The sequence below is a fragment of the Streptomyces sp. NPDC052107 genome, from assembly GCF_040680215.1.
Taxonomy (GTDB): domain Bacteria; phylum Actinomycetota; class Actinomycetes; order Streptomycetales; family Streptomycetaceae; genus Streptomyces.
The window spans coordinates 1-6,092 of the sequence record NZ_JBFAWG010000184.1 but is presented as its reverse complement, the minus strand read 5'-3'; the positions used below and the strand labels follow the sequence as shown (position 1 = coordinate 6,092).

Genomic DNA, 6,092 nt, shown 5'->3' with positions numbered 1-6,092 from the left:
GCGGACGCGCAGTTGAAAAGTCGCTGCCGCGCTTCATGTTCTCCACGTCCACCGAGGAGAACCGGCGCTCACGGCCGACCCACGTGAACGGGATCCTGCCGTCCAACGCCCACTGACGAAGCGTCAACGTGTGTATCCCGAGACACTTCGCAGCCTTGGACAACCGCAGCAACTCCATGCACAGAACTATACGAGCACAACACCCGGGATAGCTAACGAAGTTGTTGAGCCTGGACAGGTCGAACCGGTGCGCGACAAGCTCAGGCGCCTGGCTGACCGAGGCTGGCTGCACCGCACCCCCGCCGGCCGCTTCAGCGCCCTGCCGCAGCCGTCCGTCTGACCGGCCGCCCACCTGGGCGCACCGCTGATAGACAGCGCCGGCGTGGTACTCGGCACGATCTGCGTGGTCGACCAGGACCCTCAGCCGTGGGGGCGTAAGGGGCTGGAAACCATCAAGGCCATGGCTGCCGAACTGGTCGAGTGGCTGGAGGAGTCGGCGCGCCGTCGCAGCTGACCAGGCGCTGCCGGACCCGCACGCGGCCGCCCTGGAACTCCCGGCGCGGCCGTCCAGCACTGCGGGCGCGTACCCGCGCTGCTACGTGCCCTCTTCCAGGCCACATCGCCGCACTTCTGGAGGAAGACGATCGGCTGCCCGGCTATCGATGCGGGATGGCGAGTTCTCGGCCGTGGTAGAAGCCTTCCCGTTCCTCGACGACGAAGGGTGCCATGGCCGTGCGCCGTTGCGCCTCGTGCTCGGAGGACCTCCAGGCGTCGCACGCCTCCCGGGACTCCCAGAACGACACGCCGGTGATCTCCTGTCCGTCCTCGGACCAGTAGGCGTAGGCACGGCGAAGGCCCTGCGGAGAGGGGGTCGGCCGCCACGTCCGCTCGAAGTCCTCCAGGGTGTCCGGTCGGATGCGGCGGGTGGTCACCCAGACGAAGTGCTCTTCCATCGCTGCCTCCTCCGCAACGCCGGTTCGTTCGGCTCGTCGAGTTCTTTTCGACCACCGTAGGCGCGGATCGCCGCCACTGCCTGCGTGGCGGGGCCGGCCTCGGCCGTCCGTGATGGCAGGCCCGGTGACATGCGGCGTTCCGTGATTGCGACCGGCGGTGGACCATGGAAGGAGGACACGTGCGGTCGGAAGGCACGAGTCGTCGGCGGTGAGGACGATGAGGGGTTCGATCCGGCTCGGGAGTGTGCGAGGACTGGTGCTGCGGGCCCACTGGAGCGTGCCGTTGATCATGTTGTTCTTCGCGTACGGTCTGGCTGCCCGCACGCTGCCCTGGTACGCGCCGGGCCTGGCACCCGTGGTGTACGCGGTGGCCGGAGTGGCCGGAGCCGTGCTGTTGCTGGTGAGTCTAGTGGTGCACGAGGCGGCGCATGCGCTGGTGGCCCGCCGGGCGGGGATATCCGTGCGGGACGTGACGCTGTGGGCACTCGGCGGATTCACCCGGATGGACCGGCCGACGACGGCACGGACGGCGTTCATGGTCGCTGTCAGCGGGCCGCTCGCCAGCCTGCTGCTCGGCGGCATCGGCCTGGGTGCGGCGGCTGCGGTGGAAGCGGCACCGGGCTGGCGGATCCTCGTCGCCGTGCTGGGCTGGCTCGGTGGCACGAACCTGGTGCTGGGTGTGTTCAATCTCCTGCCCGCCGCACCCTTGGACGGCGGCCGACTGCTGCAGGCCGTGCTGTGGTGGCGTACGGGGGATCGCGAGCGGGCCCAGCGGGCGGCGGGGCGAAGTGGCCAGGTCGTCGGCATGGCACTGGGCGTCCTGGGCTGGCTCGCCTTCGCCCGGGGCCTGTCGGGTGGCTTGTGGCTGATCCTCGTCGGCGTGTTCGTCGCAGGCGTCGCCGCGGCCGAACGCCGGTGGGCCGAACTGGTCACGGCCCTGCGGGGCGTCCGGGTCGGGCAGACGATGACCACTCCGGTGGTCACCGGTCCGGACTGGCTGACCGTCGACCGTTTCCTCAGCGAGGTGGCGCCCCAGGCACGGCACTCGGTGCTGCCGCTGCTGGACTTCGAGGGCTGGCCCAGTGGCGTCGTACAGCTGCGCCGGCTGGCCGCCGTGCCGTTCGGGGAGCGCGCCTCGCTGCGGGCACGAGACGTGGCGACCCCGCTGTCCCGGTGTGCGCTCGCCGCACCGGACGAACTGCTGACCTCCGCCCTGGAGCGCGTCGGCACCGAGGGCCGCCCCCTGCCCATCCTGGTCATGGACGACAGCCGGCTCCTGGGGATCATCACCGCGCACGACATCGACCGCTCCCGTCGCCACGTCGGGCTTCGGTCCACTGCTCCGCCGTTCCCCGGGCCGCCGTAAAAGTGTCCGTGTGACTGGTGCGACGGGCGAGGAATCGATGTGAAGCGGACAATGTTCCTCGTACGAGGTGTATGGCGTGGGCACTGGAGGTGGCCATGGGCATTCCTTTCGGGCCGGACCTGTCGGTGCCGGGGTTGTCACCGGTGCGCGGTGTGGGCGAGTGCCTCTCCGGTTGCAGTGCCCCGGTTCGGGTTCTTTACTAGTAGGTACAAATCTCACTAAACCGTGCGGTCCGTGAGGTGGCGTGGCGGAGCATTCCGTCGTCGACGAGGGCGTCACAAGGTGGACGGGCATGGGTTGCCGCGTGTCGGCCTGCTGTGCTCATTGCAGGTCTCCGGATGAGCTACATCGAGGAAGAAGTGGACATCCTGGGACAGCTTGACCGCAAGGTCAGTTTGGTGGCCGCTCGACCGGGATCGGTCTGGCTACAGCCCGTCGGTTCGTCCGTGGAAGCCCTCGGGGACCGGGCCGTCGGCATCCAAAGCGATGTCTCGAATTGCGACGAAGCGAGAGTCGTGTCCCATGCTCGCCATTCACCTCACTCAGTTCGGGGAGCCGGAGAAGAGCCTGAAGGTGGTGGACGTGCCCGAGCCCCCGGCTCCCACCGCCGGACAGGCGCTGGTCCAGGTCGAGTACGCCCCGCTCGACCACCACGACCTTCTCCTGGCCCAAGGCATCTACCCCGTACGCCCTGAGCTGCCGACGGCCATCGGAAACGAGGGCGTCGGGACGGTCGTCTCCGTAGGGCCCGGTGTCATGGAGGTCAGCCCCGGCGACAGGGTCCTGCTTCCCTTCGGCGTCTTTTCCTGGTCCGAGCGGGTGGTGGCCGAGGCGGCAGACCTGACCGTCGTGGACAAGTCCATCAGTCTTGAACAGGCAGCGATGCTCACCATCAATCCCGTCAGCGCGGGGCTCCTGGTCGGCCTGCGTGACCTTGCGGCCGGTTCCTGGGTGGTGCAGAACGCGGCCAACAGCGGTGTGGGCCGGTCTTTCATCGTGTTCGCCAAGGAACGAGGGCTGCGGACGATCAACATCGTTCGCCGCGCGGAACTCTTGAGCGAACTCCGTGATCTCGGCGCCGACATCGTGGTGGTCGACTCGGCGAACGCCGGCGCGCGCGTGCGGGAAGCCATCGGCTCCGATCCGGTGCTACTCGGCCTTGACGGTGTCAGCGGTGCGGCGACTGCACTGTTGCTGGACGTACTGACCGACGGCGCCCTGCTGGCGATCTACGGGTATCTGAGCGGCCAGCCGTTCACGCCCGATCCTGACGTGCTGCGAACGAAGAACATCACCACGACAGAATTCTGGATGTACCAGGACGAGTTCCTTCCCCGGCTTCCGGCACTGAACGCGGAGTCCGCGCGGCTGGTCTCCGAGGGAAGACTCGTCCTGCCCTCCGCGCCCGTCTACAAGGCGGCGGATTTTCCCGAGGCGCTCGCGTATTTCCGGGAGAAGGGCAAGGTCCTCCTGGACTTCAACCCGCATCGCGCGTAGGCGCCGCCGCACCTGCCGCCGAGGCCGGGATCGTCCCGGCAGGAAGCGGCCGGAGCCGATCACACAGCCGCTGCCGGGGCACCGACCCCCGACACACGATCAAGGATGGGCAGCATGGCCGCACAGAGCACTATCGGCATTCTCGGTGCGGGAGAGATCGGCCGGGCCGTCGCCGACAAGGCCGTCCGTCACGGACATGAGGTACTCATCGGCAACAGCCGGGGCCCGGAGACACTCGAGGCAGTCGTGGAGCAGTTGGGGCCGAAGGTGCACGCCGTGACAGCCGGGGAGGCGGCGCAGCCGGACCTCGTCTTCCTCGCGGTGCCGTTCTCCGCCGTACCGGACCTGACCAGCCTTACCGACTGGTCCGGGAAGATCGTCGTCGACACGACGAATCAGTTCGCGGCGGCCAACCCCTGGCGCGGCCGGTACGACGTCGGTGACCTCACGGGCAGTGAATGGGTCGCCCAGCGCCTTCCCGGAGCGCGGATCGTGAAGGCGTTCAACAGCCTGTTCGCCGCGTTCATCGCTGCGGACCCCCAGCACGAGGAAGGCCGCCAGGTGGTTTTCTACGCGGGCGACGACGCCGAGGCGAAGGCGGCCGTGGCCGGCTTGCTCGACGAATTCGGATTCGCCGCCCTGGACCTCGGCGGTCTACGGGAGGGAGGCCGGCTGATGCAGCTGGACGGAGCACTCAGCGCGAAGCACCTGCTGCTCATGGACGTCGGCTGACGCCCCGGCCAAGCCCCATGCACACCAGCGCACAGGAGGACAATCATGAACCGTCGTGTCGTCTACACCCGCGGTGGGTTGCCCGCCGACGTCCTGACCGTCATCGAGGAGCCTGAGCCGGAAGCGCCTGCGCACGGTCAGGTCCTCATCCGCACCACGGCCTTCCCCGTCCACCGTGGTGATCTCCTAGCCGTCGAGGCCTACCCCGGGACGGCACCTGAGCCGGTTCCAGTCGGTGTCGAGGCCACCGGCGTGGTGGAGGCCATCGGCCCGGATACGCGCGTGGCTCCGGGCGTCGAGGTCGGCGGCCGTGTAACCGTCTTTCCCCTGCCGGGGGGATGGTCACAGTGGATCCTGGCGGACGCCGAGATGGTCGTCCCCGTGCCTGATGAGCTGTCGGACGAGGTCGCCGCGCAGATGCTGACGAACCCGCTCACCGCGGTGATGCTGCGCCGTGAGGCGGAGCAGCACCTGGCCTTGGGATACGACGGATATTTGGTGCAGGCCGCCGCTGGCTCGTCGGTCGGGCGGCTGGTGACGGGCGTGATGCAGTACCACAACGTGGGCCTGGTCAACGTCGTCCGCAGTGACCTCGGCGCCGCCGAGCTGCGCAAGCGGTTCCCGGACGTCCCGGTCGTGGCGACAGAGAATCCGGGCTGGGCCGACGAGGTCCGCAAGGCAGCCGGCGGCCGCCCGCTCAGTGTGGCCTTCGACCCGGTCGGCGGAAAGCTGACGGAAAGCCTTCTGGACCTGTTGGCGCCGGGCGGCAAACTGGTCATTTACGGGGAACTCGCCGAGGAGCCGATCTCGGTGCATGCGTCGACGCTGCTCTACCAGTCGTTGACGGTGCGGGGCGCGAACCTGGGCCGGTGGCTGTACGAGGCATCCGCCGAGAGGCGGGCATCGGACGCGGTCGCCGCGACGCTGATCGCGCTGGCGTTCAAGGACCAGTTCGACGTGGCCGCTACGTACGACCTCGGCGAGCTGGCCACCGCCGTGAAGCACGCGGTGCAGCCCGGCAAGGTCGGCACCGTCCTCATCCGCCCCTAGTAGCCGCTGCTACCAAGGGCGGGAGTCCTATAACTCTAGTTATGGAAGCGAGATAGCCATGACCGTGGACGACGTCCGGGAGCTGGCGCTCTCTTTCGCCGGAGTCAGCGAGTCGCGTCCGTTCGCCCCGGACCGCGTGGTGTTCAAGACGGCGGCGAACAATAAGGTGTTTGCCATCCTCAGTGGCCATGAGTTCCCCGACGACCAGGTGACAGTCAAGGCCGATCCGGAGCGGGTCGCCGAGTTGCAGAACCGCTTCGAGGCAGTGCACCCGGCGTACAAGCTGAACAAGCGATACTGGGTCAACATTTCGTTGGCTGGCGATGTCCCGGACGAACTGATTCGGGAGCTGATAGGGGACAGTCACGACCTGGTCGCACCATGAGCCCCGCGCGTCCAGCCCGGGTTCGACTTAATTCGGTGACCTGGAGGATCGAATCTGGCCTCTGACCTGGGCGGACATGGGTGTGGCCGCCTGGAGGGCGTTTCTCTAG

General features: G+C 68.1%; 7 protein-coding genes and 1 pseudogene. 6 read left to right on the top strand and 2 right to left on the bottom strand.

All coding sequences use genetic code 11. The annotated features are described in order from the left end of the window. Window positions 1–178, bottom strand: a 178-nt coding sequence (locus tag AB0M27_RS46225; protein ID WP_365732182.1) for a helix-turn-helix domain-containing protein, incomplete at its 3' end; no start/stop codon positions are given. Window positions 179–346: 168 nt separating this feature from the next. Here AB0M27_RS46225 and AB0M27_RS46220 point away from each other — a divergent pair. Further along, window positions 347–514 (top strand): annotated as a pseudogene (locus AB0M27_RS46220) (GAF domain-containing protein); the annotation flags it as partial. Between the two features lie 142 nt (window positions 515–656). Here the strand turns inward: AB0M27_RS46220 and AB0M27_RS46215 are convergent. Then, complete coding sequence (locus tag AB0M27_RS46215; protein WP_365732180.1) at window positions 657–953, bottom strand: antibiotic biosynthesis monooxygenase; 297 nt, start codon at window positions 951–953, stop codon at window positions 657–659. A 217-nt stretch (window positions 954–1,170) separates the two neighbouring features. Between AB0M27_RS46215 and AB0M27_RS46210 the strand changes: the two genes are divergently transcribed. The 5 genes from AB0M27_RS46210 (at window position 1,171) to AB0M27_RS46190 (ending at window position 5,983) form a co-directional block, all read left to right on the top strand. Next, window positions 1,171–2,319 (top strand): site-2 protease family protein, encoded by a 1,149-nt coding sequence (locus AB0M27_RS46210; protein WP_365732175.1) that lies wholly within the window; start codon window positions 1,171–1,173, stop codon window positions 2,317–2,319. Window positions 2,320–2,841: 522 nt separating this feature from the next. After that, on the top strand, window positions 2,842–3,816 hold the full coding sequence (locus AB0M27_RS46205; RefSeq protein WP_365732173.1) for a zinc-dependent alcohol dehydrogenase family protein: 975 nt from the start codon (window positions 2,842–2,844) through the stop codon (window positions 3,814–3,816). A 105-nt stretch (window positions 3,817–3,921) separates the two neighbouring features. Beyond that, the gene (locus tag AB0M27_RS46200; RefSeq protein WP_365732165.1) at window positions 3,922–4,548 is read left to right on the top strand and encodes an NADPH-dependent F420 reductase; all 627 of its coding nucleotides are present in this window, start codon (window positions 3,922–3,924) and stop codon (window positions 4,546–4,548) included. A gap of 45 nt (window positions 4,549–4,593) precedes the next feature. After that, window positions 4,594–5,598 carry a zinc-binding dehydrogenase gene (locus AB0M27_RS46195; RefSeq protein WP_365732163.1) on the top strand — a complete coding sequence of 335 codons (1,005 nt, stop codon included), beginning with the start codon at window positions 4,594–4,596 and terminating at the stop codon, window positions 5,596–5,598. Between the two features lie 58 nt (window positions 5,599–5,656). Further along, entirely contained in the window at window positions 5,657–5,983 is a 327-nt protein-coding gene (locus AB0M27_RS46190) for an MmcQ/YjbR family DNA-binding protein (RefSeq protein WP_060895192.1), read from the top strand. The last annotated feature ends 109 nt before the right edge of the window (window positions 5,984–6,092 follow it).

What these genes read in the sequence shown, in the direction of transcription:
- AB0M27_RS46190 (WP_060895192.1), top strand. Translation starts at nt 5,657, where the DNA reads ATGACCGTGGACGACGTCCGGGAGCTGGCGCTCTCTTTCGCCGGAGTC.
- AB0M27_RS46200 (WP_365732165.1), top strand. Translation starts at nt 3,922, where the DNA reads ATGGGCAGCATGGCCGCACAGAGCACTATCGGCATTCTCGGTGCGGGA.
- AB0M27_RS46215 (WP_365732180.1), bottom strand. Translation starts at nt 953, where the DNA reads ATGGAAGAGCACTTCGTCTGGGTGACCACCCGCCGCATCCGACCGGAC.
- AB0M27_RS46205 (WP_365732173.1), top strand. Translation starts at nt 2,842, where the DNA reads ATGCTCGCCATTCACCTCACTCAGTTCGGGGAGCCGGAGAAGAGCCTG.
- AB0M27_RS46210 (WP_365732175.1), top strand. Translation starts at nt 1,171, where the DNA reads ATGAGGGGTTCGATCCGGCTCGGGAGTGTGCGAGGACTGGTGCTGCGG.
- AB0M27_RS46195 (WP_365732163.1), top strand. Translation starts at nt 4,594, where the DNA reads ATGAACCGTCGTGTCGTCTACACCCGCGGTGGGTTGCCCGCCGACGTC.